This window comes from Microbacterium sp. (assembly GCF_047605725.1).
Taxonomy (GTDB): domain Bacteria; phylum Actinomycetota; class Actinomycetes; order Actinomycetales; family Microbacteriaceae; genus Microbacterium.
In genome coordinates, this window is record NZ_JASGFE010000042.1 from 1 (window position 1) to 25,709 (window position 25,709).

General features: G+C 71.4%; 25 protein-coding genes and 1 other RNA gene. 11 read left to right on the top strand and 15 right to left on the bottom strand.

What is annotated here, in order from left to right; genetic code table 11:
* A partial coding sequence (gene sucB, locus QM641_RS09510; protein ID WP_415115824.1) for a 2-oxoglutarate dehydrogenase, E2 component, dihydrolipoamide succinyltransferase occupies positions 1-1,309 on the top strand: 1,309 nt, incomplete at its 5' end.
* 3 nt (positions 1,310-1,312) lie between these two features.
* On the opposite strand, the gene QM641_RS09515 is transcribed toward sucB, so the two are convergent.
* Positions 1,313-2,572 (bottom strand): hypothetical protein, encoded by a 1,260-nt coding sequence (locus QM641_RS09515; RefSeq protein ID WP_415115826.1) that lies wholly within the window; start codon positions 2,570-2,572, stop codon positions 1,313-1,315.
* Between the two features lie 118 nt (positions 2,573-2,690).
* Between QM641_RS09515 and QM641_RS09520 the strand changes: the two genes are divergently transcribed.
* The gene (locus QM641_RS09520) at positions 2,691-3,401 is read left to right on the top strand and encodes a DUF4191 family protein (protein WP_415115828.1); all 711 of its coding nucleotides are present in this window, start codon (positions 2,691-2,693) and stop codon (positions 3,399-3,401) included.
* Between the two features lie 5 nt (positions 3,402-3,406).
* Here the strand turns inward: QM641_RS09520 and QM641_RS09525 are convergent, their stop codons facing one another.
* Together QM641_RS09525 and QM641_RS09530 are read right to left on the bottom strand one after the other, a co-directional pair.
* The gene (locus tag QM641_RS09525) at positions 3,407-4,645 is read right to left on the bottom strand and encodes an MFS transporter (RefSeq protein WP_415115830.1); all 1,239 of its coding nucleotides are present in this window, start codon (positions 4,643-4,645) and stop codon (positions 3,407-3,409) included.
* The gene (locus QM641_RS09530) at positions 4,638-5,033 is read right to left on the bottom strand and encodes an RDD family protein (protein ID WP_415115832.1); all 396 of its coding nucleotides are present in this window, start codon (positions 5,031-5,033) and stop codon (positions 4,638-4,640) included. Before QM641_RS09530 ends, QM641_RS09525 begins: the two co-directional genes overlap by 8 nt.
* Positions 5,034-5,163: 130 nt before the next feature.
* Here QM641_RS09530 and glnA (QM641_RS09535) point away from each other — a divergent pair, with 130 nt between their 5' ends.
* A complete protein-coding gene (glnA, locus tag QM641_RS09535; protein WP_415115834.1) occupies positions 5,164-6,588 on the top strand; it encodes a type I glutamate--ammonia ligase in 1,425 nt (474 codons plus the stop codon).
* A 133-nt stretch (positions 6,589-6,721) separates the two neighbouring features.
* Here glnA (QM641_RS09535) and QM641_RS09540 read toward each other — a convergent pair whose 3' ends face one another.
* The 3 genes from QM641_RS09540 to QM641_RS09550 all read right to left on the bottom strand — a co-directional run bounded on the left by QM641_RS09540 (position 6,722) and on the right by QM641_RS09550 (position 11,363).
* On the bottom strand, positions 6,722-9,718 hold the full coding sequence (locus QM641_RS09540) for a bifunctional [glutamine synthetase] adenylyltransferase/[glutamine synthetase]-adenylyl-L-tyrosine phosphorylase (protein WP_415115836.1): 2,997 nt from the start codon (positions 9,716-9,718) through the stop codon (positions 6,722-6,724).
* 7 nt (positions 9,719-9,725) lie between these two features.
* On the bottom strand, positions 9,726-11,063 hold the full coding sequence (gene glnA, locus QM641_RS09545) for a type I glutamate--ammonia ligase (protein WP_415115838.1): 1,338 nt from the start codon (positions 11,061-11,063) through the stop codon (positions 9,726-9,728).
* A gap of 66 nt (positions 11,064-11,129) precedes the next feature.
* Positions 11,130-11,363: an SPOR domain-containing protein gene (locus QM641_RS09550; protein WP_415115839.1), complete on the bottom strand. Its 234-nt coding sequence runs from the start codon at positions 11,361-11,363 to the stop codon at positions 11,130-11,132.
* A gap of 90 nt (positions 11,364-11,453) precedes the next feature.
* Between QM641_RS09550 and ppgK the strand changes: the two genes are divergently transcribed.
* Positions 11,454-12,215 (top strand): polyphosphate--glucose phosphotransferase, encoded by a 762-nt coding sequence (gene ppgK / locus QM641_RS09555; RefSeq protein WP_415115841.1) that lies wholly within the window; start codon positions 11,454-11,456, stop codon positions 12,213-12,215.
* A gap of 32 nt (positions 12,216-12,247) precedes the next feature.
* Here ppgK and rnpB read toward each other — a convergent pair.
* From rnpB to QM641_RS09585, 6 genes are all read right to left on the bottom strand, one after another.
* Positions 12,248-12,612: RNase P RNA component class A (gene rnpB, locus QM641_RS09560), an RNA gene on the bottom strand.
* A 155-nt stretch (positions 12,613-12,767) separates the two neighbouring features.
* Positions 12,768-14,492 carry a bifunctional 3'-5' exonuclease/DNA polymerase gene (locus tag QM641_RS09565; protein ID WP_415115843.1) on the bottom strand — a complete coding sequence of 575 codons (1,725 nt, stop codon included), beginning with the start codon at positions 14,490-14,492 and terminating at the stop codon, positions 12,768-12,770.
* A 13-nt stretch (positions 14,493-14,505) separates the two neighbouring features.
* Positions 14,506-15,237 (bottom strand): zinc ribbon domain-containing protein, encoded by a 732-nt coding sequence (locus QM641_RS09570; protein WP_415115845.1) that lies wholly within the window; start codon positions 15,235-15,237, stop codon positions 14,506-14,508.
* 49 nt (positions 15,238-15,286) lie between these two features.
* Positions 15,287-15,595 carry a hypothetical protein gene (locus QM641_RS09575; protein WP_415115847.1) on the bottom strand — a complete coding sequence of 103 codons (309 nt, stop codon included), beginning with the start codon at positions 15,593-15,595 and terminating at the stop codon, positions 15,287-15,289.
* A gap of 201 nt (positions 15,596-15,796) precedes the next feature.
* Complete coding sequence (locus QM641_RS09580; protein ID WP_415115849.1) at positions 15,797-17,203, bottom strand: FtsX-like permease family protein; 1,407 nt, start codon at positions 17,201-17,203, stop codon at positions 15,797-15,799.
* Positions 17,203-17,970, bottom strand: coding sequence for an ABC transporter ATP-binding protein (locus QM641_RS09585; protein WP_415115851.1), 768 nt, complete (start codon positions 17,968-17,970; stop codon positions 17,203-17,205). The genes QM641_RS09580 and QM641_RS09585 overlap by 1 nt, the downstream gene beginning before the upstream one ends.
* Positions 17,971-18,128: 158 nt before the next feature.
* On the opposite strand from QM641_RS09585, the gene QM641_RS09590 reads away from it, so the two are divergent.
* The 6 genes from QM641_RS09590 to QM641_RS09615 all read left to right on the top strand — a co-directional run bounded on the left by QM641_RS09590 (position 18,129) and on the right by QM641_RS09615 (position 23,809).
* Positions 18,129-18,536 carry a helix-turn-helix domain-containing protein gene (locus QM641_RS09590; RefSeq protein ID WP_415115853.1) on the top strand — a complete coding sequence of 136 codons (408 nt, stop codon included), beginning with the start codon at positions 18,129-18,131 and terminating at the stop codon, positions 18,534-18,536.
* Positions 18,537-18,602: 66 nt separating this feature from the next.
* Complete coding sequence (locus QM641_RS09595) at positions 18,603-19,016, top strand: VOC family protein (protein ID WP_415115855.1); 414 nt, start codon at positions 18,603-18,605, stop codon at positions 19,014-19,016.
* Between the two features lie 220 nt (positions 19,017-19,236).
* Positions 19,237-19,587 (top strand): YciI family protein, encoded by a 351-nt coding sequence (locus tag QM641_RS09600; RefSeq protein WP_415115857.1) that lies wholly within the window; start codon positions 19,237-19,239, stop codon positions 19,585-19,587.
* A gap of 8 nt (positions 19,588-19,595) precedes the next feature.
* Positions 19,596-20,837, top strand: coding sequence for an RNA polymerase sigma factor (locus QM641_RS09605; protein ID WP_415115859.1), 1,242 nt, complete (start codon positions 19,596-19,598; stop codon positions 20,835-20,837).
* 152 nt (positions 20,838-20,989) lie between these two features.
* Positions 20,990-22,612: a LuxR C-terminal-related transcriptional regulator gene (locus QM641_RS09610; protein ID WP_415115861.1), complete on the top strand. Its 1,623-nt coding sequence runs from the start codon at positions 20,990-20,992 to the stop codon at positions 22,610-22,612.
* A 99-nt stretch (positions 22,613-22,711) separates the two neighbouring features.
* Entirely contained in the window at positions 22,712-23,809 is a 1,098-nt protein-coding gene (locus QM641_RS09615; protein WP_415115863.1) for a flavin-containing monooxygenase, read from the top strand.
* Between the two features lie 110 nt (positions 23,810-23,919).
* Here QM641_RS09615 and QM641_RS09620 read toward each other — a convergent pair whose 3' ends face one another.
* Together QM641_RS09620 and QM641_RS09625 are read right to left on the bottom strand one after the other, a co-directional pair.
* Entirely contained in the window at positions 23,920-24,318 is a 399-nt protein-coding gene (locus tag QM641_RS09620; protein WP_415115865.1) for a RidA family protein, read from the bottom strand.
* Positions 24,315-24,896, bottom strand: a complete 582-nt coding sequence (locus QM641_RS09625; RefSeq protein ID WP_415115867.1) for a CGNR zinc finger domain-containing protein — start codon at positions 24,894-24,896, stop codon at positions 24,315-24,317. The genes QM641_RS09620 and QM641_RS09625 overlap by 4 nt, the downstream gene beginning before the upstream one ends.
* A 117-nt stretch (positions 24,897-25,013) precedes the next feature.
* On the opposite strand from QM641_RS09625, the gene QM641_RS09630 reads away from it, so the two are divergent.
* The gene (locus QM641_RS09630; protein ID WP_415115869.1) at positions 25,014-25,328 is read left to right on the top strand and encodes an SRPBCC domain-containing protein; all 315 of its coding nucleotides are present in this window, start codon (positions 25,014-25,016) and stop codon (positions 25,326-25,328) included.
* 7 nt (positions 25,329-25,335) lie between these two features.
* Here QM641_RS09630 and QM641_RS09635 read toward each other — a convergent pair.
* A partial coding sequence (locus QM641_RS09635) for a hypothetical protein (protein ID WP_415115871.1) occupies positions 25,336-25,709 on the bottom strand: 374 nt, incomplete at its 5' end.

Genomic DNA, 25,709 nt, shown 5'->3' on the forward strand with positions numbered 1-25,709 from the left:
GCCGGCGTCTCCGGCGGCCGCCGCGCCCGCCGGAGACGCGAAGGACGTCGTGCTCCCCGAGCTCGGCGAGAGCGTGACCGAGGGCACCGTCACCCGGTGGCTCAAGCAGGTCGGCGACGAGGTCGAGGTCGACGAGCCGCTCCTGGAGATCTCCACCGACAAGGTCGACACCGAGATCCCGTCGCCGTTCGCCGGCACTCTTGTCGAGATCCTGGTGGGCGAGGACGAGACGGTCGCCGTCGGCGCGTCCGTCGGCCGCATCGGCTCCGGTGTCCCGGCGCCCGCCGCCGCCCCGGCCCCGGCCCCCGCACCTGCGGCACCCGCCGCGGCTCCCGCTCCTGCGGCTCCCGCGGCCGCGCCGACGCCTGCCGCAGCCCCGGCAGCCCCCGCTGCCGATGCCGTGACCTACGTGACGCCGCTTGTGCGCCGCCTCGCGCAGCAGCACGGCGTCGACCTGTCGACCGTCGCCGGTTCCGGTGTGGGCGGCCGCATCCGCAAGGAGGACGTGCTCCGGGCCGCCGAGTCCGCGGCCGCACCGGCAGCGGCACCCGCGGCTCCCGCGGCCGCGGCCCCGGCCGCGATCGAGGTCTCTCCGCTGCGCGGCACGACTCAGCCCATGTCGCGTCTGCGCAAGGTGCTCGCCGAGCGCGCCGTCGCGTCGATGCAGCAGACCTCGCAGCTGACGACGGTGGTCGAGGTCGATCTGACGAAGGTCGCCAACTTCCGCGACCAGGTGAAGAACGGCTTCCTCGAGAAGACCGGCGACAAGCTGTCGTTCCTGCCGTTCTTCGTGCTCGCCGCGGCCGAGGCTCTGCAGGTGCATCCGGTGATCAACGCGACGGTCGACGGCGGCGACATCGTCTACCCCGCGACCGAGAACATCTCGATCGCGGTGGAGACCGAGCGGGGCCTGCTCACGCCGGTCGTGCGGGACGCCGCGTCGAAGAACCTCGCGCAGATCGCGCACGACATCGCCGACCTCGCCGGTCGCGCCCGCAGCAACAAGCTCAAGCCCGACGAGCTGTCCGGCGGCACGTTCACGCTGACCAACACCGGCTCGCGCGGAGCGCTGTTCGACACGCCCGTCGTGTTCCTGCCGCAGTCGGCGATCCTCGGCACCGGCACGGTCGCCAAGCGCCCGGGCGTGGTCACGGTGGACGGCAAGGAGGCCATCGCGGTGCGCTCCTACGTGTACCTCGCCCTCTCCTACGACCACCGCATCATCGACGGCGCCGACGCCGCGGGCTTCCTGAGCAATGTCAAGAAGCGGCTCGAAGCGGCCCAGTTCGAGGGCCAGCTCGGCATCTGAGCCTCACGGCTGGTCCGCGAGGTCGTAGACGTCGCGGACCAGCCAGCGCTCCCCCGCCCGGACGATCAGCACGATCCGGGCGGTCGCCGTCTGCGGCGAATCGACCCTGACCGCCACGGCGCCGCCGTAGTCGTCCAGCACGCTCACGACCCGCGCCGGGTCGGACAGCGCCGCGAGCCCATCGGGCGCCGACGCGACGGGATCCTCGAAGACCTCCGCGCGACAGGCGGTGTCCGCCGACGCCGCACACGCGGCGAGGCGATCGACGATGGCCTCCACATCGGGAGCGGCGGCATCCGGCCGCTCAGGCGCGGCGGCATCCGGCGGCTCAGGCGCGGCAGAGGGCGCGGCGGAGGGCGCGGCGGACCTGCTCGGCACCGGCGCGCCCGCACGGGTCTCGGCAGGCCAGGCGAGCCCGACTGCCACGACCGCGACCGCGACGGCCGCAGCCAGGACCCACGGCGCGCGACGCCCGCGCGGACGCGGGTCGCGGCGGCGCACGGCCTGCCACGCCGACCGGACGCGTGCGGACAGCTCCGCTCCCAGGAGCGCCCCCAGCAGCGGAGGGGCGCCGAATGCCTTCTCCAGCCCCGCCGCGGCGCGCTCCGGCGTGTGGAGCCGGGCCAGTGGGCGCTCAGCCGGTGCGGACGACGCGGCTCGCAACGGCTCGGGAGTCGCGGCGGCGAACAGCGCGTCCTCCAGCCCGGGCGCCGCGCGCGCGAGCGGTCGCTCGGCGGCGAGCGCCTCGGCGACCGACGTCAGCGCCATGGCCAACGGCCCCGAGGCCCCCGCGGCGAGCGACGCGACGAGCTCGGCCGCCGGCGGGCGCCACGGCGTCGCTCCGCTGAGCGCCAATACCGGACGGAGCTCGTCGGTGACCCACCAGCCGCCCCGGGCCGCGCCGAGGCGCTCGGCCTCGGCCGCGGCTCTGAGGACGCTGACGGCGATCGTGACACTCTCACCGGCGCGCGGCGGCACGTCGCGCACGACGTCGGCGAGCCGGGCGACGCAGTGCGGCAGCAGCACGGCGTGACCGTCCGCGGTGCGGGCGACGTCGACCGGGGCCAGGACGTGCCCGGTCGGGTCCGCGCGCCACGCCGGGCCGTCGCCGAACACCCCCGCGTCGACCCAGAGCCGAGGCGGCGGACCGGCGACGAGCATGCCCGGGTACGGGCTCTCCGACAGGGTCAGCGACCGCAGCGGCCGAGGTGGGGCGAGTGCGTCGGCGAGCGAGGGCGGTTCGTGCGGGACCGGGGTGTGCATCCCTCGAGTGTGCGGCGCGCACGTCCGGCGCGGAGCGGCGATGACCGCATCCGTGGACAGTTCGCGACCATCGCGTGCTGTGGAGAGGACGATGCGGCACGAAGGTAGGCTGTAGGCCATGGCATCCCGCAGCACGGCACCGGAGAAGCGCCCCGGCTTCTTCACACAGCTCCGCACCCTGATCGGCTTCACGAAGGATGTCTACCGCTGGGCGCCGTGGCTGCTCGTCGGCATCGTCGTGCTCGGCCTGCTCATCGGCGTGTTGACCGGGCACCTGCTCGCGCCGTTCCAGATCTGGAGCATCATCGCCTGGGGCGTGTCGGGCCTGATGATGGGCCTGATGATCGCCATGTTCACGCTGACGAGGCTGTCGACGCAGGCCATGTACAAGAAGATCGACGGGATGCCGGGGGCCACCGGCCACATCCTGTCCACCTCGCTCGGTCGGCACTGGGTCGCCTCCGAGGCGCCCGTCGGCATCAACCCGAAGACGCAGGACGCCGTCTACCGCGCCGTCGGCGGCGGCGGCGTCGTGATCGTCGCCGAGGGCGCCCGCGGGCGCCTGACGCGGCTCGTGAACGACGAGCGGGTGAAGGTCCAGCGGGTCGCGGCCGGAGTGCCGGTCCACGTCCTCTACGTCGGTCACGGCAAGGACGACGTGCCGATCGCCAGGCTCGCCGGCACCGTCAAGGCCTTCCCGAAGAAGATCGACCGGGCCACGATGGCCGCAGTCGTCAAGCGCATCGACTCGGTCTCGCAGTCGGTGACGTCGCTCCCGATCCCGAAGGGCATCGACCCGCTCAAGGCGCGCGCCCCGCGCCCCCGCTGATCCGGTCAGTCGCCCCGAGCCCGGCCGCGAGAGCGTGCGCGTCGCCCACGCCCGAGGGCGATCAGGCCCGCGATCATCATCGCCGGGAAGACCAGCCCGATCCCGAGCGCCGGGCCGATCCCGCCGAGCCGATCGGCGCTCGCGCCCACGACGGCCGGGCCCAGCGCGCACCCGGCATCGCCGCCGAGGGCGAGGAGCGCGAACAGCGCCGTGCCGCCGCGACGGAACCTGGCCGACCCGATCGTGAAGGTTCCCGGCCAGAGGATGCCGACCGAGAAGCCGCACAGGCCCACCCCGACAAGCCCCAGCCAGGCCCACGGGCTGAACGCGGCGAGCAGGTACGCCGCGAGACACAGGACGAGGCTGGCCAGCATGAGCGTGCGGATGTTGTGCACGGTGGCTCTGGCTCCGCCCACGACGCGCGCGATCCCCATCGTGAGGGCGAACAGGGCCGGACCGAGCAGGTCCCCGGCCGTCTTCTCAAGACCGAGGCCGGCCTGCGCGAAGGCCGACGCCCATTGGCTCATCGCCTGCTCCGAGGCGCCCGCGGCGAGCATGAGCCCGACGAGCAGCCAGAACGCACGGTGACGGAACAGGTCGCGATAGCGCATCGTGCGTCCGTCCTCGACGAGGCGGTAATACGGGACGAACCACAGGAGGACGGCGTTGAGCGCCGGTACGACCGCCCACGCGACGCAGAGCACCGGCCACCCCGCTTGCCCCAGCACGACGAACCCGACCGTGCTCAGCACGACCACGGCGATGTGACCCCAGCAGTAGAACGAATGGAGCAGGCTCATGTGGAAGGCCTTGTTCACGGTCGGGCAGGCCTCCACCACCGGGCTGACCAGTACCTCCAGCAGTCCGCCCCCGAGCGCGCACACGAGCATCGCCACGACGAGCCCGGCGAACGGGTCGGCGAGCACGAACGGCAGCGTTCCCATCCCGACCAGACCGAGTGCCGCGGCGACGTGCGCGACCACCATCGAGGTCCGATAGCCGACCGCGTCGATCGCCTTCGGCGCGACCAGATCGACGAGCAGCTGCATCCCGAAGTTGATCGCGACGACCGCGCCCAGCGCCGAGAACGACACCCCGAAGCTCTCGTGCCAGATCAGGAACAGCAGCGGCCCCAGGTTGTTGACGATCGCCTGGGTGACGTAGCCGACGTAGCTGGCCGCGAGCGTGTGCCGATGGTCGAGCCGGGTCGGCGTCCGGGGCGAGCGCCGAGGGACCTCAGGCACGGACGAGGACGGTGTCGACGGCCTTGTCGTGGAGCCCGCGCTGGTCGGGGTCCCAGATCACGGCGGGGATCACGAGCGCGAGCAGCAGTGTGCGCACGACCGGTCGCCACAGTCCCACCCAGGTGCCGTCGAGCCGGGTGAGCCGCAGCCCCGCGATCCGGTGACCGGGGCTGCCGCCGATCGTCGGGATGAACACGAGCTGCACCGCGCAGAAGAGGGCGAGCGTGGCGAACGAGTCGTAGGCGAAGAACGCGACCGAGATCACCACGGCGCATCCCCAGTCGACGGCCAGCGCCGCGAGGCGGCGCCCGATGCGCGCGATGCTTCCTCGACCCTCCCGCGGCCGGCCGAGCCGCTCTCCCGGATACGAGTTCTCGGATGCCGGCACTCCTTCACTCTACCCAGGCCCGTGTAACACGCCGGAAACACGAGGGACATTGGCGAGCAACTGGGCGCCGGTAGCTTCGAGGCAGCCCGCCACGGGCGGATACCAGCCCGTCACCCGATCTGGAGACTCCATGTTCAAAGACTCATCCGAGGTGTTGAAGTTCATCAAGGACGAGGACGTCAAGTTCCTCGACATCCGCTTCACGGACCTGCCCGGGGTGCAGCAGCACTTCAACATCCCGGCATCGACCGTCGACGAGGACTTCTTCACGGTGGGCCAGCTGTTCGACGGTTCGTCGATCCGCGGGTTCGCGAACATCCACGAATCGGACATGCAGCTGATCCCCGACGTGTCGACCGCCTACCTCGACCCGTTCCGCGAGGCGAAGACGCTCATCATGCTCTTCGACATCTACAACCCGCGCAACGGCGAGATCTACGCCAAGGACCCGCGTCAGGTGGCCAAGAAGGCGGAGAAGTATCTGGCATCCACCGGCATCGCCGACACCGCCTTCTTCGCCCCCGAGGCCGAGTTCTACATCTTCGACGACGTCCGCTACGACGTGAAGGCGAACAACAGCTTCTACCACGTCGACTCCGACGAGGGCGCCTGGAACACCGGGCGCGAGGAGGAGGGCGGCAACCTCGCCAACAAGACGCCGTACAAGGGCGGCTACTTCCCGGTCTCCCCGGTCGACAAGCAGGCGGACCTCCGCGACGACATCTGCCTCAAGCTCATCGAGGCGGGCCTCATCCTGGAGCGCTCGCACCACGAGGTCGGCACCGGCGGCCAGGCGGAGATCAACTACCGCTTCGACACGATGGTGCACGCGGCCGACGACATCCTGAAGTTCAAGTACATCGTCAAGAACACCGCGCTGGAGTGGGGCAAGGTCGCGACCTTCATGCCCAAGCCCCTGTTCGGCGACAACGGCTCGGGCATGCACACGCACCAGTCGCTGTGGCTCGAGGGCAAGCCGCTCTTCTACGACGAGAAGGGCTACGGAGGCCTGTCCGACATCGCGCGCTGGTACATCGGGGGCCTTCTCGCCCACGCTCCGGCGGTCCTGGCGTTCACGAACCCGACGCTCAACTCGTACAAGCGTCTCGTGAAGGGCTACGAGGCCCCGGTGAACCTGGTCTACTCGGCGGGCAACCGTTCGGCGGCGATCCGTATCCCGATCACGGGCACGAACCCGAAGGCCAAGCGCATCGAGTTCCGCGCGCCGGATGCCTCGGGCAACCCCTACCTCGCCTTCGCGGCGCAGATGATGGCGGGCCTGGACGGCATCAAGAACCGCATCGAGCCGCACGAGCCGGTCGACAAGGACCTCTACGAGCTGCCGCCCGAGGAGGCCAAGAACATCCCGCAGGTGCCGAACTCGCTGCTGGACTCGCTGGACGCGCTGCGCGAGGACCACGAGTTCCTGCTCGCCGGCGGGGTGTTCACGCCCGAGCTGATCGAGACCTGGATCGAGTACAAGATCGAGAACGAGATCACGCCGCTGAACGCCCGTCCGCACCCGTTCGAGTACGAGCTCTACTTCGGGGTCTGACATCTGCCGACGCGGGGCCCCGGGATCCGTCCCGGGGCCCCGCGTCATTCCTCCCGCGAAACCTCCCGTCTGCACCGCGACACGCCGATGAGGCGTTGCAGTTGCGAGGTCTCGCGGAGCGGGGGCGGGCGGGTCAGCCGTAGAAGAGCTGCTCGAACACGCGGCGGGCGCGGCGCGCGGTGCCCAGCCAGTCCTCCTCGACGCGGGTGGCCGAGCGCGGTGGATACTCCAGGAGGCGGCCGATGCCGTCGAGCTTGGCCCGGTCGGCCGGGAGGACGTCGCTGGTCTGTCCTGACAGGATCGTGTTCGCCGATCGCAAGCGGCTCGCCAGGCGCCAGGATGCCGCGAGCCGGGCGGCCGCGGCATCCGGAACGAGTCCTGCCCCGCGGGCCGCCTCCAGCGCCTCCAGCGTCGCCGTGGTGCGCATGCCCGGAACGGCATATGCGTGCTGCAGCTGCAGCAGCTGCACGAACCACTCCACGTCGCTGAGCCCACCGGGGCCGAGCTTGAGGTGACGGGAACGATCTGCGCCCTGCGGCAGCCGTTCGCTCTCCACTCGCGCCTTGATGCGCCGGATCTCGCGCAGCCCCTGCGGGTCGGCCCGCTCCGGATAGCGCACCTCGTCGGCCAGACGCAGGAACGCGTCGATGAGCTCGGCGCTCCCGGCCACGCCCCGCGCACGCAGCAGCGCCTGGGCCTCCCACGACAGCGACCAGCGGTGATAGTAGGCCGCGTAGGCCTCCAATGAACGAGCCAGCGGGCCGTTGCGTCCCTCCGGTCGCAGATCGGCGTCGAGCTCGAAGGGCACGCGCGCATCCTCGCTGTGCAGGCGCAGGCCCGCGACGAGCTTCAGCGCGAGCTCGTGCGCGCGCTGGGGCTCCACCTCGCCCGGCGCGTAGACGTAGATGACGTCGGCATCCGACCCGAACCCGAGCTCGGCGCCGCCGAACCTGCCCATCGCGATCACCGCGAACTGCAGCGTGTCGTCCTCCTCCGACACGAGCTCGCGGCGCACCGCACGCAGCGTCGCCTGGATCGTCACCTCGCTGACGGCGGTGAGCCCCTCGGCGAGCTCCTCGATCGTGATCGTGCCCAGCACCGCCCCGATCGCGAGGCGCAGCAGTTCGCGCCGCCGCAACGCCCGGACGGCGCTCATGGCCGCCTCGATCGTCTCGTGCCGGGTCTGGATGGCGCGCGCCTCCTCGTCGAGCACGGCGCCCGACCGCGGACGCAGCTGCTCCTCGGCGTCGAGCCAGGCCACCGACTCGGGGATCCACTCCATCAGCTCGCCGATGAAGCGCGAACCCGACAGCACGCGCGTGAGACGCTCCGCCGCGCCGGAGGAGTCGCGGAGCATGCGCAGGAACCACGACGACTCCCCCAGCCGGTCCGCGACGCGACGGAAGGCGAGGAGGCCGTAGTCGGGGTCGACGCCGTCGGCGAACCAGCGGATCATCACCGGGAGGAGGTTCCGCTGGATCGTCGCGCGCCGGCTGAGCCCGCTCGTGAGCGCGCCGATGTGCCGGAGCGCTCCGGCCGGGTCCCGGAAGCCGATCGCGGCGAGGCGGTCGTGGGCGTGTGCGGCCGAGAGCGTGCGCTGCTCGGCCGGAAGGGCGGCGACCGCAGACAGCAACGGCCGGTAGAACACCCGGACATGGATATCCCGCACCTCGCGCTTGACGCGCTCCCACAACTCCCACACCGCGGGCCCCGTCTCGGCCAGGCCCGAGGCGCGGGCGAGCGTGCGCAGCCCGTCGTCGGTCGCCGGCATGAGGTGCGTACGCTGCAGTCCGGCGAGCTGGACCCGATGCTCCAGGACCCGCAGCGTGCGATAGTCGTGCGAGAACGCGGCGGCATCGGCGCGCCCGATGTAGCCCTCCGCCACGAGCGCCTGCAGCGCCTCCAGAGTGCCGCGCTGACGGATGCCGTCGTCGGCGAGCCCGTGGACCAGTTGCAGCAGCTGGACGGTGAACTCGATGTCGCGGATGCCGCCGGGACCGAGCTTGAGCTGATAGGCGACGTCGGCGGGCGGGATGTGCTCGGTGACGCGCTCGCGCATGCGCTGCACGCTGTCGACGAAGTTCTCCCGCGCCGCGCTGGACCACACCTTGGGCTGCACGGCGGCGACGTAGCGCTCGCCCAGCTCTCGATCGCCGGCGATCGGGCGCGCCTTCAGCAGCGCCTGGAACTCCCAGCTCTTGGCCCACCGTTCGTAGTAGGACAGGTGCGAGTCCAGCGTGCGCACCAGGGCGCCCTGCTTGCCCTCGGGCCGGAGGTTCGCGTCGACCTCCCATAGCGGCGGCTCGATCTCGAATCCCGACAGTCCGCGCATCGTCTGCACGGCCAGGCGCGTCGCGATGTCGATGACCCTGCTCTCGCCGAGCTCGCCGAGCACGTCTTCGTCGGCACCGCCGACGAAGACGACGTCCACGTCGCTGACGTAGTTGAGCTCACGCGCCCCGGTCTTGCCCATCCCGATGATCGCGAGCCTGGTCGCGGCGACCTCCTCGCGGGGGAAGAGTCCGCCGGGACCCGCGCCCCGTGAGACGCGCGTGCGCGCGACGCACAACGACGCCTCGAGCGCCGCGCCGGCGGCATCGGCGAGGGCGGCCGCGACGTCGGCGAGCACGTCGGTGGCCACCGGCGCACGGAGGTCGTACGCAGCAATGCGCGCGAGCAGGCGCCGGTAGCGCACCCGCAGCGCCACCCAGGCCGACTCGTCGCCCGACGCGGCGAACCCGTCGGCGTCGACGTGGACCGACTCGAGCAGCTCGCGACGCAACTCGTCGGCGGACGGCAGATCCTCGCCCAGCTCGCCGATCCGGCCGAGCTCGTCCGGATGCCGCAGGAAGAAGTCCGCGAAGCCGCGCGACGCGCCCAAGAGCCGCCACGTCGTCTCCGGCGCGGTCTCCAGCGCCGTGCGCACCTGCCCCGCATCCCGCCGGGCGATGCGCACGAGGGCGTCGACGGCCCCGTCGGGGTCCGCCGCGCGCTCGGCGGCGGCGAGGAGAGCCTCGCGCGTGACGCCGGCGAGGCCCGCCAGCTCGTCCAGCAGCCGATCGGCCTCACCCAGGCCGGAGAACCCGACGCGCGCGAGCGCGGTGCGAGCGGACGATCGTTCGCTCGTCATGGCCCGGCTAGAGCACCTCGAGGTTGCGCGTCAGCTCGAACGGCGTGACCTGCGCGCGGTACTCCTGCCACTCCTTGCGCTTGTTGAGGAGGACGTAGTTGAACACCTGCTCACCGAGGGTCTCGGCCACAAGCTCGGACTCCTCCATCGCCTCCAGCGCGCGGTCGAGGCTCGCCGGCAGCGGAGCGTAGCCGAGAGCGCGACGCTCGGCATCCGTCAGCGACCACACGTTGTCCTCGGCCTCGGGCGGCAGCTCGTAGCCCTCTTCGATGCCCTTGAGCCCCGCCGCCAGCAGGAGCGCGTAGGCGAGGTAGGGGTTGGCCGCCGAGTCGAGCGCACGGTACTCGATGCGCGAGGACTGGCCCTTCTTCGGCTTGTACATCGGCACGCGCACGAGCGCGGAGCGGTTGTTGTGGCCCCAGCAGATGAAGCTCGGCGCCTCGTCGCCGCCCCACAGCCGCTTGTAGGAGTTGACGAACTGATTGGTGACCGCGGAGATCTCCTTGGCGTGCTTGAGGAGCCCCGCGATGAACTGCCGGCCGGTCTTGGACAGCTGGTACTGCGCGCCCTCCTCGTAGAAGGCGTTGACGTCGCCCTCGAACAGGGACATGTGCGTGTGCATGCCGCTGCCGGGCTGGCCGCCCAACGGCTTGGGCATGAAGGTCGCGTACACGCCCTGCTCGATCGCCACCTCCTTCACGACGGTGCGGAAGGTCATGATGTTGTCCGCGGTGGCCAGGGCATCGGCGTAGCGCAGGTCGATCTCGTTCTGCCCGGGACCGCCCTCGTGGTGGCTGTACTCGACCGAGATGCCGAGGTCCTCCAGCATCCGCACCGACCGGCGACGGAAGTCGTGCGCCGTGCCGCCCGGGACGTTGTCGAAGTAGCCGGCCGAGTCGACCGGCTCGGGGCCGTTCGGGCCGAACGAAGACGACTTGAGCAGGTAGAACTCGATCTCGGGGTGCGTGTAGAAGGTGAACCCCGCCTCAGCGGCCTTCGCAAGGGTGCGCTTGAGAACGTGGCGCGGATCGGCGACGGCGGGCTGTCCATCCGGCGTGGTGATGTCGCAGAACATGCGCGCGGTCGGATCGATCTCGCCGCGCCACGGCAGCACCTGGAAGGTCGTGGGGTCGGGATGGGCCAGGAGGTCCGACTCGTACGAGCGGGTCAGGCCCTCGATCGCGGAGCCGTCGAAGCCGAGCCCTTCGGTGAAGGCCCCCTCGACCTCCGCCGGCGCGATCGCGACGGATTTCAGGGTGCCGATGACATCCGTGAACCACAGCCGCACGAACTTGACCCCGCGCTCCTCGATCGTGCGCAGTACGAAGTCCCGCTGCTTGTCCATCGCGTCCCCTCGGATCCGAACCGGCCGGGCACCTGTCCCGGCCTCCAGACTACTGGTTCGCGGCCCTCAGCCCTCGCTTGCGGCGCCGCCGCCGGCATCCGTCCCCGACCGGCCCCAGCCCTCTTCCGCGGCGTCCTCCTCCGCCCACGCGCGTGAGCGTGCGGCGATCACCTCGGGGGCCTTCGCGGCGTCCTCCGCGGTGTCGAACGGGCCGGCACGGTCGATCGAGGGCGACTCGAACCCGAACTCCACCTGGCCGGTCTTGAGGTTGTACCAGTACTTCTCGCTGCCGTCGGTCACGTCCGCTCCTCGCCCTCGGGGTTCTGTCTCGATCCTACTGAGCGATAGCGGAATGGATGCCAGGAATCCGATTCCGTTAGGCTGAGCGGCATGGCGACAACGGCAACGCGCGCGGTGGGAGTGGATATCGGCGGGACCGGCATCAAGGGGGCGCTCGTCGACCTCACGACCGGCACGCTGCTCAGCGAGCGGGTGAAGGTGCCCACTCCTTCCGGGGCGGAGCCCGACGACGTGCTGGGCGCGGTGCGCATCGTGCTGTCGACGCTCGACGTCACCGACGCCGACATCCCGCTCGGGGTCGCATTCCCCGCGATCGTCAAGCGGGGCATCACCCGGTCGGCGGCGAACGTGTCGCAGCGCTGGATCGGCTTCGAGGCCGAGAAGTTCTTCGAGGACGGCCTCGGTCGCGAGATCCACTTCGCCAACGACGCCGATGTCGCCGGCGTGGCCGAGCTGCGCTACGGCGCGGCGCGGGACACCGAGGGCCTCGTCATCCTCACGACTCTCGGCACCGGCATCGGCACGGCGGTCCTGCACGACGGCGTGCTGATCCCCAACTCCGAGCTCGGGCACCTGCAGCGCTCGCGGCGACGCCGCGACGCGGAGGCGTATGCGGCATACTCCGCGAAGAAGCGTGACAAGCTGGACTGGAAGACCTGGGCGGCGCGGCTGCAGTGGTACTACAGCCACCTGGAGTTCCTGCTCAGCCCCGACCTGTTCATCGTCGGAGGCGGCGTCTCCAAGAACGCCGACGAGTTCCTCCCGCTGCTGCGACTGGACACGCCCATCGTCCCCGCCGTGCACCGCAACAACGCCGGCATCATCGGCGCGGCGGCCCTCGCCGTGACCTGACCGGCCGGCATCCGCTCTCGCGTGAGACCGGGCGAATGGGCCGGCCTGTACGCCGGGTTCTGTTCCGGGACCGAGGTCCCATCGACGGTCATCTCTCTCGGCGACACGTTGCCGTGCCGCTCCAGCGGCCTACCCGGGGACTCGGCGGGCCGCGTCGTCATCCCCTGTCTGGCCTTGCTCCGGGCGAGGTTTGCCGTGCGGATCGTGTCACCACGATCCCGGTGGTCTCTTACACCGCCCTTTCACCCTTACCGGCGGCCTCGCGGCCGCCGGCGGTCTGCTCTCTGTGGCACTGTCTCGCGGATCGCTCCGGGTGGGTGTTGCCCACCGCCCTGCCCTGCGGAGCCCGGACGTTCCTCGGTGCGGTCTCCCGCCACGCGACCGTCCGGCCGACCCATTCGCGTCTCGATTCTAGACGCCTGACCTCCGCCTAGTTCCGCCCGTCAGGCGCGCACCAACCTCGGAGAGACGCACCAACGCCGGAGGATTTCGGCCGAATCCTCCGAACTTCGCGCGACTCTCCGAAGTTCGTGAAGCGGGATGCCGGGCCGGTCAATGCTTCTCGGCGGATGCGGCGATGCGCAGGTCGAGGGGGAAGTCCAGCGGGAAGTCGCCGAACAGGAGGCGCCCCGCGGCGTCCGCGGCATCCTGCACCGCCGCGGCGACCTGGTCGGCGAGGGCGGCGGGGGTGTGCACGATGACCTCGTCGTGCAGGAAGAACGCCAGGTGCGGCGCGCGCGAGAACACCGGGCCGGAGCGCGGCGCCGCCTCCGTCGCCGGCACGGGAGGCAGCGCCGCCAGACGCCCGCGCACATCGGCGAGCCACGCGAGCGCCCACTCGGCCGCCGTGCCCTGCACGACGAAGTTGCGCGTGAAGCGCCCGCGATCGCGGGCCCAGCGGCGGGCGCGGGCCTCGTCGTCGGCGGATGCCGCGGCCTCGCTCGCGCGCGACTGCACCCGGGACCAGGCATCCGACGGCGGGGGCGACGAGCGGCCGAGCCACGTGCTCACGACTCCGCCGTCCTCGCCGACCCGTGCGGCGCCGTCGACGAGGCGCATCGCGCGCGGGAACGTCGAGCGCAGGCGCGGCACGAGCCGGCCGCTGTCGCCCGTCGTCGCCCCGTACATCGCGCCGAGCATCGCGATCTTCGCCTCGGACCGCGTCGCGACCGCGCCGGACTCGACGATCCCGGCGTAGAGGTCGCGCCCGCGCGCGGCGTCGGCGAGACGCTCGTCGCGTGCCATCGCCGCCAGCACGCGCGGCTCGAGCTGGGCGACGTCGGCGACCACGAGCATCCATCCCGGGTCGGCGCGCACCGCCTCGCGCAGCAGGCGCGGCAGCTGCAGCGCTCCCCCGCCCGACGACGCCCACCGCCCCGTCACGACGCCGCCCGGGACGTACACGGGCCGGAACCGGCCGTCGCGCACCCACTCGTCGAGCCACGCCCACCCGTTCGCGCTCATCAGACGCGTGAGCTGCTTGTACTCCAGCAGCGGCGCGACGACCGGATGGTCGTGCTGGGCGAGCTCCCACTTCGAGGTCGACTCGACGAGCACGCCGACGCGGTGCAGAGCGCGCAGGAGCTTCGGCTGCGAGTCGAGGCTCACGGCCTCGTCGCCCAGCTCCGCGCGCACGAGCGCGGCCAGCTCCTCGATCCGTGCCGGCGCGCCGGCACCCGCCGCCCTCGCGCCGAGCACGTCGGTGAGGATGCGGTCGTGGACCGCGGCATCCCACGGCAGTCCCGCCGCGCGCAGCTCGGCGGCGATCAGGGCGCCCGCCGACTCGGCGGCCAGCAGCAACCGGAGCCGGCCGGGGTCGGCGGATGCCGCCAGCGCCGCCCGCTGCCGCGCGAACTCGGACAGCGCGGCGTCGAGGTCGTCCGGCGGACCGTGCGAGATCGCGGCGCCGTCGTCGAGCTCGAACAGCGCTGGGGCGACGTCCGCGGCATCCGTGGCCGGTGCGGCATCCCACTCCCGCGCAGTCCGCAGCCCGGCATCGTCGCGGAGGAGCGCCGAGTCGCGCAGGATCGCGTGGCACAGCCGCAGGTCGTGGCAGCGGCCGACGCGCACCCCGGCGTCGAGCAACGACACGTACCAGGCGGGTGTGTCGTGCCACACCCAGCGCGGCGCCGACTCCTGCTCGACGCCGGCGAGCCATCCGGGCAGCGCGGATGCGGCATCCGTCATGCGGGACAGCTCCGCGCCGCTCGCGTCGAGCAGCGCCGCGGCGAACCCCTCATCAGTGCAGCCGAGGACGATCCAGGTGACGCCCGCCATCGGCTCGTTCAGCTCACAGACCCGATTCGTCGGTCCGCACCAGAATGCAGCCGCACTCGGGGCAGGTGACGACCTCATCATCCGCAGCCTGGCCGATCGTGTGCAGATCGGCGCCGTTGAGCACCATATGACACCCCTCGCACGTACGACGACGCAGCAGGCCCGCGCCGCTGCTGCGGGTCGCGAGGCGCTCGAACAGCGCCACGAGCTCGGCGGGCAATTCGCCGGCCACCGCCGCACGGTCGCGCGTGGCGCTCTCCCAGAGAGCGGATGCCTCGGCCACGACCTGCTTGCCCTCGGCGCTCAGTCGCGCGCCTTCGTCGTTGGTCGCGGCGATGAGAGCCTCCTGCGCGGCGACCTCGGCCTCGGCCGCCTCCAGCCGCTCCATGAGCTCCAGCTCGGCATCCTCCAGGTCGTCCTTGCGCTTGGCGAGCGAGGCGATCTCGTGCTCCAGCCCCTGCGCGACCTTGTGGTCGGAGGTCTTCTGCAGGAGGTCTGCGTCTCGAGCGCTGCGCGCGTCGACGAGGGCGACGTCCGACTCCAGGCGGGAGATCTCGGCGGCCACGTCGTCACGCACGCCCAGCAACCGGGTCAGCTCGACCGATTGGGCCTGCCGCTGCGCGAGGAGCTCCTGCACACGGGCTGCCTGCGCGGGGTTTCTGCGCGTGTGCTCGGCCTGACGGATCGCGGCGTCGAGCGAGGCGAGATCGAGGAGTCGGCGCTGGTCGGCGGGGCGTGCTTTCACCCTCCCAACCTACTGCGCCGCGTCCGCGCGGAGGAGCCGTGCCGACCGCTCACCCACCGAGGATCAATCGGGGTTTCGGACCCTCCCAGCGAGCCACGGCGACCTTGACCTCGGTGAGCTCGCGCGCCACCGCCGCCAGATTGCGCTCGACCCCGTCGATCCGCTCACCCAGGCTGCGCTCCACCCCATCGATCCGCTCGCCCATCCTGTCGATCCGCTCACCCAGCTTGCGCTCCACCCCATCGATCCGCTCGTCCACCCGCCGGATCAGCCACGCCATCGCACCGAAGAGTCCGATGACGATCGTGACCGTCACGCCGAGGGCGCTGACGATGATCGCGATGATCTCGGCAGACACGTACATACCTCCATTCTGCCCACCGTCGTGGCGGACGTGCCAGTGACCCTACGCGCGCGTCGGCGCATGCAGGGGCCGGGCAGTCGCATCGGTGGACAGATCCGCAGAGAACGCGATTGTGGAGATGTGCTCGCGGGACGGCGATGCCCGCGGCGCGAGACCCGATTCTCGCCGCCGCGGGCACGCCCGGATCCCCCCGGATCACTCCGCCACGAGCTGGGCGACCACCTGTCGCGCGGGCTTGCGCAGCGACCGCAGCACCGGCAGCGTCGTGGCCGCCACGACGACCGTGAGGCTCACCGCGAAGATCACCGCGAGGTCGGCCCAGGGCACGATGATCCGGCCGGACACACCGAGGTCGAGCGCGGCGACGCCTGCGGCGAACACCGACATGCCCACGCCGGTCATGATGAGCCCGAGCAGCGTCGCGGTGACGGTGATGATGACGCCCTCGAAGACGGGCACGAGCACCTGCTGACGCCGGGTCGCGCCGACGACGCCCGCGAGAGCCAGCTCCGCCTCCCGCTGCCGCGACATCATCAGCACGACGCTGACCCCGCCGGACATCGAGATGAGGAGGATGAGCCCGATGAGGAAGAGCATCGAGAGCATGCTCGTGTGCTCCAGGCCGTGGCGTCCGAGCTCCTCCAGCAGGGCGATCACCGAAGCTGTCAACGACCCGAGCCCCACGAGCAGGCCGACGGCCATCATGATCGGCGTGACGGTGCGAGCGAGCCGCTCTCCCCGCGCGATCACCGCGGCACGGGCGAGCACCCACGAGGCCGAGCGGGAGGGCACCAGCGCCGTCCAGGCCCGCGTGAACAGCCCGATCGTCAGCGGTGCGAACAGCGACAGCACGATGCTGGTCAGCAGCATGCAGAACAGCGTCCCCTGCATCACGACCTCACCGCCGTCGGTGCCCAGTCTCGGCGCGAAGCCGACGACGCCCGCGGCGATGCCGAGGATGCACAGCACGAGCAGCGAGCCGCCGACCCAGCGACCCCACTGCCGACGCGACAGCGTCGCCCCGGGTGCGGTGCGCAGGGCCTCGACCGGCGGTACGGCAGCGGCCACGCGCGCCTGGCGCAGACCACCGAGCACCGCCACGAGCACGAAGAAGGCCGCTCCCGCGAGGATCCAGAACGCGTCGACGTTGATGACGGCGAGGTCGGGATCGACGCCCCGGTCGGCGATGGTCTGACGCACGGCCTCCGGCTGCACCACGATCGCGCACACGATGCCGATCGCGCATCCGACGAGCGCGACGATCACGAGCTGACCGAGGAGGATGCGCGACACCTGGCCGGGCGTCGCTCCGGCCAGTGCGAGACGGGCCAGGGCGCCTCGCCGCGACTGCACGACCAGGCCGGTCACCGCGCCGATCACGGTCAGGGTGCCGATGAGGGCGAGCGCGAGGTTCCAGCCGGGCGTGATCATGATCGCCGGGGCCTCCTGCTCGGGGATCTTCCCGGTGGCGATCGTGGCGCTGAGACTGTCGAGCGCCAGGACCGCGAGCACGATCGCGAAGCTCGTGACGACGAAGGCGATGAGCACGGCGAACCACGACGACCATGCGGCCCGCAGCTCCGCGACGATGAGCGCGCGCATCACGCCACCTCCGCCACGCTGGCCTCGAGGCTGGCGAGCATGCCCGCGACGCCCTCGGTCGTCGGTGCGGACATCTGCTGGGCCAGCCGACCGTCGCGCATGAACACGACCCGGTCGCAGGATGCCGCGACGGCGGGGTCGTGGGTCACGATGAGCACGCACTGTCCGGGCGTGCTCCCGATCCGGCGCAGCTCGGAGAGGACGATGCGCCCGGCCCGCGTGTCGAGGGCGCCGGTCGGCTCGTCGGCGAAGACGATCTGCGGGCGCTGGGCGAGCACGCGGGCGATGGCGACGCGCTGCTGCTCGCCGCCCGACATCGACGACGGGAGCGAGGAGCCGCGGCCGCCGAGCCCGACGGCATCCAGAGCCGCCTCGATCCGCGCCCGGTCGACGCGCTCGCCGCGCAGCCGGAACGGCAGGGCGACGTTCTCGGCGACCGGGAGGGTCGGCATGAGGTTGTAGGACTGGAACACGAAGCCGAGCTCCGCGCGGCGCAGCTCGGCGAGCTGCTTGCGCGTGCTGCGGGTGAGGCTCTTGCCGAGGAGGGCGACCTCGCCCGAGGTGGGCTGTTCGAGGCCGGCGAGGCAGTACAGCAGGGTGGACTTGCCCGAGCCGGAGGGTCCCATGATCGCGCACACCTCGCCTTCGCTGACGGTGAGGGAGACGTCGTGCAGGATGTCGACGGTGGAGTTTCCCACCGGGTAGGACTTGGACACGTGCTCGGCGACGATGAGGGCGCCGGCGGGGTACTGCGTCTGGTTCGTCATGGCTCGAGCATCCCGTCCGCCCTCGGGCGGCCACATCCCCCGACCGCATCGAACCGGGTACGACCTGGGTCGTATCCGCCCCGACCCGGTCGGTGGATGCCGCGACCCGGCGCGCCGTCGCTTCGGCGCGCGACCTGAGGCGGACGTAGCCTGGGATCATGGCATCGGCAGCACAGGATCCGCGAACCCTGGCCCACCTGCGTCGGGCGCGCGATCTGATGGACCGCGCCTACGCCGAGCCGCTGGACGTGCCCACGATGGCGGCGCGGGCCCTGATGTCGCCGGCGCACTTCTCCCGCGAGTTCAAGACCGCCTACGGCGAGACCCCGTACGCGTACCTCATGACCCGGCGCGTGGAGCGCGCGATGGCGCTCCTGCGCGCCGGCTGGAGTGTGACCGACGCCTGCACGACCGTGGGGGCGACCTCGCTCGGATCGTTCAGCTCGACTTTCACGCGCCTCGTCGGCGAGACGCCCAGCGCCTACCGGGCTCGTCCGCACGAGGCCGCCGAGTCGATGCCGCCGTGCATGGCGAAGCTGCTGACCCGGCCGACGCGGTTCGGGTGAGCGGCATCCGCCGGTCGAGCAGGATCGGAGAAGCCGTCCGTCCACGAGGCTCCTAGCATTGCCCGCATGACAGGAATCGCACTCTCGTTCTGCCCCATCACCGTCGACGACGTGGATGCCGCGATCGACTTCTACCGTGACGCGCTCGGCCTCGAGCTGCTCAACGACGTCGCCTCCGACGGCCACCGCTGGGTCACCCTCGGCTCGGCCGGATCAGCCGGACCCGCTCTGGTCCTCTCCGACCCCGCGGCCGGCCGATCGCCCGACGACGGCGAGGTGCTGCACCGCCTCGTGGCCAAGGGGTCGGGCCCGGGGCCGTACGTCTTCTTCGCCGACGATCTCGCCGCCGTCTTCGAGCGGGCGCAGGCGGCCGGCGCCGAGGTGCTGCAGGAGCCGATGGACCAGCCGTGGGGCACGCGCGACTGCGCGTTCCGCGACCCCGCCGGCAATCACGTCCGCATCAACCAGGCGCGCGGGTAACGTCGCGCGCGGGCACCTCGCGATCCCGTCCGGTCGCGTTGTCCTCGACGGCCCGGTTCGTTCGTCCCCCTTGTAGACGACCCCTGTCGGAGGGGTCGCATACCGAAGGGAGGGCGGTCATGGGCCGCTTCACCACCATCACCGGAACCGGCGTCGTGCCGCGTGCCGATGCCCCTACGATGGGGCCACGGCTCCACAGCGCACCGACCGGGGGACTCCGATGAGGTACTCGTTCTTCCTCTACAGCGACGAAGGCGCGTACGCGCAGAGGTCGGAGGCCGACATGCAGCAGGAGCTCGCGGTGTTCGGCGCCTACATCGGCGCCCTTCAGGAGGCCGGCGTGTTCGTCGCGACCGACTGGCTGCAGCCGACCGCGACCGCGACCACGGTGTCGATGCGCGCGGGAGAGGCGGTCGTGCACGACGGTCCCTTCTCGGAGACGAAGGAGCAGCTCGGCGGCTACTTCGTCATCGAGGCGCCCTCGCTCGACGTCGCGCTCGAATGGGCGAAGAAGTGCCCCGTCGCCCACTACGGCAAGGTCGAGGTCCGCGCCTCCGCGATGGGCGCCTGAACCGCCCCGTGGCGCGCACCGACGAGCCGAGCACGGTCGGCGAGACCCTCCGGGAGATCGTCGCGGACGACCGTGCGCGGCTCGTCGGCGCGTTGACCCGATGGTGCGGAGACCTGCAGCTCGCCGAAGACGGCTTCAGCGAGGCGGTCGAGGCGGCGTTGCGCACCTGGCCCGACGCGCCGCCGAACGATCCGCGGGCCTGGATCGTCACGGTCGCGCGCAACCGGATCCGCGACGTCTCCCGCTCCGCCGCGTCGCGGACCTCCGCGAAGCTCACCGACGAGCTCGGCGACGCGCTCGAGGCGGACCTGGCCGCACGCGGCGACGACACGCTCGCGCTGCTGTTCGCGTGCGCGCATCCCGCCCTCGACCGCAGCGTCCATGCGCCGCTGATCCTGCAGGTCGCGCTCGGGGTGCCCACGTCCGACATCGCGACCGCGTTCGCGATGCCGGTGGCCACGCTCTCCAAGCGCCTCGTGCGCGCCAAGCAGAAGCTGCGCGCGAACCGGGCGTCGTTCGAGATCCCGGAGCAGCTCCAGAGCGACCGCGTTCAGGCGGTGCTCGATGCGATCTACGCCGCCTACTCCGTCGACTGGCTGCGGATCTCGCCGCCCGGTGCGGCCGAGATCATCGCGGAGGAGGCCATCCACGCGAGCCAGCTCCTGCTGCGCGAGCGTCCGGAGGACCATGAGATCCGCGGGCTCGCCGCGCTGCTGCTGCTTCTGCACTCCCGCGCCGCGGCCCGGATCGCCGGCGACGTACTCGTCCCCATCGAGGAGCAGGATGCCGGCGACTGGGACCATCGGCTCGTCGCGCGGGCCAACGGGATCCTGCACGGCGGGCTCCGGCATCCTCGTTCGCGAGATCCCGGGCCGTACGAACTGCAGGCGGCGATCCAGTCGGCCCATGCGACCCGCACCTCCGCGACGGGCACCCCGTGGCCGTTGATCGCGTCGCTCTACGACGCGCTCGTCGCCCAGACACCGAGCATGGGTGCGCAGGTCGCGCGCGCGGTCGCGATCGCACGCGCCTCCGACGCCGCCACGGGCCTCGCGATCCTCGATGCCCTTGCCCAGCAGCAGCCCGCGACGGAGACGTTCCAGGCCTTCCACGCCGCCCGCGGGGCGCTGCTGCGCGACACCGGTCAGACCGAGGCCGCCGTGCGGGCGCTGCAGCGCGCGTACGATCTGTGCACCGACCTGCCGAGCCGGAACCATCTCCGCCGCGTCCTCGACGACCTGTCGACGTGACCGCTCCGTCGCACACCGCGTCGCCCTGCCGTGGCGGCGTGAGTCGGCCCGACGCGCCGCGGGCGCGGCATACAGCGACCATACGCGCCCAGCAGACCGCGTGGGTGCAGCACCATCTCGTGGCTCGGGCCCTGTGCGGGCATACTGTGCGTATGGCGCGCATGATGCCGTCGTCAGAGACCGACTGGGTCGCGCGGTTCGACGCACTGTCGGCCCGGGCGGGCGATCCCCGCGCCGATGAGTTGACCACGGCGGAGTGGGAGGAGCTGGGCCAGGCGGCCTGGTTCGTGGGCCGCGAGGCCGACGGCGAGCGCGCGTGGGATCGAGCCCGTGCCCGACACCTGCGGGAAGGCGACGTGGACGGGGCGATTCGCTGCGTGTTCTGGGCGGGCTACAGTCTGGCGGAGACCGCGCCGACGAAGGCGGCCGCGTGGATGGCTCGGCTGTTCGAGCTGTGCGAGCAGAATGAAGTCGGCGCGCGATCGACCGCCGCCCGCGCGCTGTGTCTCGCTGTGTCCTCGTACATGGAGGGCCGGGTGGCGGACTCGGTCGCCCTTTTCGAGACGGCTCTGGATGCGGCTCGTGCCGCCGGCGACGAGGACGCCGGCGCGCTGGCCCGCATGGGTCTGGCGCGGTCGATGCTCGCGATCGGGCGGGTGGTCGAGGCATTCGCGTGCATGGACCAGGTGATGCTCGCGATAGAGGGGGGAGCGGTCAGCGACCTGGCGGCCGGGCCGGTCTACTGCGCCGTGATCGCCAGCTGCCTGGCACGCCGCGACCTCGACCGCGCGCGTCTGTGGACGCGAGAGCTGAACGCATGGTGCGACGCGCAGCACGGTCTGGAGCCCTTCCGCGGCGAGTGCACCGTGCATCGCGCGGAGGTGCTGGCGATCGTCGGGGAGTGGGCGGAGGCGCGTTCCCTGTTGCACGAGCTGTGCGCGAGTGAGCGGAGTCCTTCGGTGCTCGAGCGCGCGCTGTACGCGCTCGGCGAGCTGGAGCGGCTGACCGGTCGGCGCGCCCGTGCGAACGCCGCGTTCCTGAAGGCTGCGCAGCTCGGCGGCCTCGTCCAGCCCGGGCTGGCGTTGCTGCGCCGAGAGGAAGGGGACCTGACGGCAGCGCGGTCGGGAGTGCGGCGCGCCCTGGCCGGCGAGCCGGAGCCGGGCGCGCGGACCGACCTCCTCGCCGCACGAGTGGAGTTGTCCCTGGACGCGGGCGACCTCGCAGACGCCGAGGATGCCGCGACGCAACTGCGCGCCCTGGCCGAGGTCGTTGCGACCGACTACGTGCGCGCGACCGCCGCGGACGCGGCCGGTGCGGTCGAGACGGCGCGCGGAGACCCGACCGCGGCCATCGCCTCGTTGCGTCGGGCGTGGGCGACGTGGCGACGCCTGGACGCGCCCTACCGTGCGGCCCGCACCCGCGTGCAGCTCGCCGTCGCCGCTCAGGCACTCGGCGACGACGAGGGAGCACAGCTGGAGTTCGATGCCGCCAGGTCGGTGTTCACCGAGCTGACCGCCATCGCTGACCTCGCCCGCCTGGAGAGACTCGCGAGCGCGCGGGAGCCGGGACCGGCCGACGCGCTGACGCCGCGCGAACGGGAGGTGCTCGGCTGCATCGCGCAGGGGCTGACGAATCGCGGCATCGCGCAGCAGCTGTTCCTCAGCGAGCCGACCGTCGCCACCCACGTGGCCCACATCCTCGCCAAGCTCGGTCTGCCCAATCGTTCTGCGGCGACCGCGTTCGCCTTCGAGAACCGCCTCGTCCCGGCGCCCTGATGGTACCCGGTCGGTGTCGACCCGGTACGAGAAGATCATCATTTCTGCGGACGCGGCAAGCCCCACCACGCTCGTAGCGTGGCGGGCAAGGAGGCCACCATGTCCACCACATCTCTTCCCGTCGCCGTCATCGGCGCTGGCGCGGCGGGACTCACCACGGCAAAGCTGCTCGCCGACCGCGGCGTCCGCTTCGAGGTCTTCGACGAGCACCCCCGCATCGGCGACTCCTGGCGCGAGCGCTACCGATCCCTTCACCTGTTCACTCCGCGGCGGTTCGCCGCGCTGCCGGGGTTGCGGCCGCGCATCGGTGTGTTCGACTATCCCACGGCCGCACAGATGGCCTCCTACCTCGAGGAGTACGCCACCCGCTTCCGGCTCCCCGTTCGCCTGTCCGCCCCGGTGCGGCGGCTCGCCCGCGACGCGGATGGGACCTTCCGCCTCTCGCTCGCCGAGGGCGAGGAGGTCCACGCCGACCGTGTGGTCGTGACCGCGGGCGCGCACAGACGACCGGTGATGCCGGTCTTCGCGCCCCTGCTCGACGCATCGATCGTGCAACTGCACTCGATCGGCTACCGTGGCCCCGAACAGCTTGCGAGCGGCACGGTGCTGGTCGTCGGCGCCGGCAACTCCGGCACCGACATCGCTCTGGAGGCCGCCGCCTCGGGCCACCCCGTCGTCGTGGCCGGCCGCATCCCCGGAGAGATCCCGTTCGGCATCGATTCGCCGATCGCCAACCTCATCAGCGGTGCGGTGATCCGCCGTCTCACCCGGCTCACGATCGACACCGAGAAGGGGCGGGCGGCCAAGGCCGCGCAAGAGGGGCATGGGATCATGCTCATCCGCAACAAGGAACGCGACCTGCTGCGCGCCGGCGTACGCCGGGTCGGCCGCATCGAGGAGATCCGTGACGGACGTCCTGTCGCTGACGGCGAGGAGATCGCCGCCACGACCGTGGTCTGGTGCACCGGGTCCCGGCCCGAACTCGGCTGGATCGACATCCGCGGCGCGCTCGATGCCTCAGGGAATCCGATCGAGCACCGCGGGATCGCGACGGGCTGTCCCGGCCTCGGTTTCGTCGGCCTCGACTTCCAGTACTCCGCCGCATCGTCCACGCTGCCGGGGTTCGCCGCCGACGCCCGCTACGTGCTCGACAGCCTTCTCGGCCCGGATTCGGCCGCCCTCGCTCGCGCCGCATGAGACGTCGACCTGGATGCGCCGGGTGACGCCGGCGAGCACTCTGAATGTCGACTCCCTGTATCGCCTCGTCTGACCGGTCAGCTTCACGTGGTCATGCTCGACCAGCGTCGTCACTCCGTTTCGGCTGGGATGGCGGCCACGGCATCGATTTCGACAAGCGCACCCGGCCGCGCGAATCCGACGACCCGGAGCACGGTGATCGCCGTCGGATGCATGCCCCAGCTCTGGGCTGCGGCCGCGAAGGCCGCGCTCACGTCGGCTTCGGCGGCAAGGTGGATCGTGAGTTTGGCGACGTGTTCGACACCTGCATCAGCGGCGGCAAGGACGCTCAGGACGTTTTGGAGTGCTCGCGCGGTCTGCGCAGCCGTTCCTTCGGCGAGCGAACCATCGCTCGCGGTTCCGTTCTGCCCTCCGACGTAGAGCGTGCGCCCTGCCGGGACGAGCGTTCCTTGAGAGAACGCCGGCGAAGTGTGCAGTTCGGGCGGGTTGAGGTGGGTGACGATGGTCATTGCCTGGTCTCCTTTGTGCGGTTTCGGTGGGTGCGGACCTTGGCGCGATTGCCGCAGTGCTGCATGGAGCACCATCGACGGGAGTTCGGGCGCGATCCGTCGAAGAACACGAGTCCGCAGTCATGCGCGGCGCATCGTCGGATGCGGCCGGGGGCCTGGGAGAAGACGTCGACGGCATCGCGGGCGATCGTCGCGAGCGCCCGTACGACAGACGCTTGCGTCGTGGCGACGTTCCCCCCGGCAAGGGCGGGCGCTATGTCGGGACGAGCCGCCCACGAGTTCAGGATGTCTACCCGCGATGGATCCGGCGCCACGTCATCGGCGCGAGCCCGGGCGATCGCCGTGATCGCGCTGCGCAACTCCCTCGCCTGCGACAAGTCGTGGGAGTCTGCGGTGTCCAGGAGCGGGCCGTGCCGCTCGGCCAGCCACGCGCTCAGATCGGTCGGAGAGCGAAGTCGCTCCCACGCGGGGTTGCCGCAGCCGAAGTCCCCCGTGTAGGCGAAGTCGAGACAGAGCGCACCGGACTCGAAGTACCAGCGCGCGCCGATGCTGTCGACGAACCATTGACCAGAGAGCACGTAACCACTATAACTAGTTTCATGAATGAGGCAACAGGACGGACGAAGGATGCTGGCTGGCAGATGGGGGTCCGTCGCACTCTTCCGATCCCGCCCGAGGTCGCGTGGGAGTTCCTGATGGGCGACGGACTCTCGCTGTGGCTCGGTCACACCGCACTCGGGCGAGGGGCGGGCGAGGCCTATGTCACCGATGAAGGCGTCCGTGGCGAGCTCCGCAGCCGAAGCGAGGGACGGAGGGTGCGGTTGACCTGGCAGCCGGCGGGATGGTCACACGATGCGACGCTGCAACTCACGGTGCTGCCCGCGGCAAGCGGAACATCCATCGCCTTTCACCAGGAGCGACTTGCGAACGCGGCCGAACGCGAGCGGATGCTCGCGCACTGGACGACAGTGCTCGACACCATCGGCGCCGCCACCACCCCTGAGGGCTGACCGCACCTCATCGGCCGACGCGGAACCGGCGGCGGTGGGCAAAGGCGACCTTCCATGCGTTGCCGGCCAACGCGTAGTACGCGGGTGCGATCCGCGCATCGTGCCGCCCAGCGCCGCGAAGGCGACCAGATGCGCCCACATCGTCGCTCACGTACTTCGGAGAATCGCGCGAAGTTCGGAGGATTCCGGGCGGATCTAACCCCCAGCCCTGACGCAACCGCTGCGTTTCGTCGGAGATCTGCAGAATGTCGGATGCCTCGGCGCCCCGGCATCCGACGAACCGCCGATCTCCGACGTTGTGCTGCACGATCAGCGCCGCTCGGCAGCGAGGTGCCTCATTGAAAAGTGAGCGCGAAGGGTGAGCTGGTGCCTCACGGTTTG